Source organism: Chryseobacterium sp. CG10_8, assembly GCF_058117085.1.
Genome location: NZ_JBYVEB010000308.1, coordinates 1 through 307 on the forward strand (window position 1 = coordinate 1; position 307 = coordinate 307).

The window sequence follows — 307 nt, forward strand, 5'->3', positions numbered from 1 at the left end:
AAAATTTAATTAAAATTGCACATGAGCGAACCAAAATTTATTACAGAAGTAAGACATCGCGTCGAAAAGGAATGGTTTGGAACTTTGACCAGAATGGGAGCCAAGTTGGGAATCCCTTTGTCTAAATTGAGAGTGTTTTTTATTTACTCCACTTTTGCGACGGTAGGTTTTTTCTTTTTGATTTATTTGGTTTTGGCTTTTTCTCTTTGGGTAAAAGATATTTTTGTCACCAGAAGGCCTAATGTTTTTGATTTGTAGAATCTGATACTTGATGAAATGTGGATGATGACCAAAGGGTTATTTTTCT

Annotated in this window: 1 protein-coding gene; it reads left to right on the forward strand. The window is 33.9% G+C overall.

The genetic code is table 11. The features are described from left to right. Positions 1–21: 21 nt before the first annotated feature. Complete coding sequence (locus tag AC4AGG_RS16880; protein WP_489773181.1) at positions 22–258, forward strand: PspC family transcriptional regulator; 237 nt, start codon at positions 22–24, stop codon at positions 256–258. Positions 259–307 lie beyond the last annotated feature (49 nt).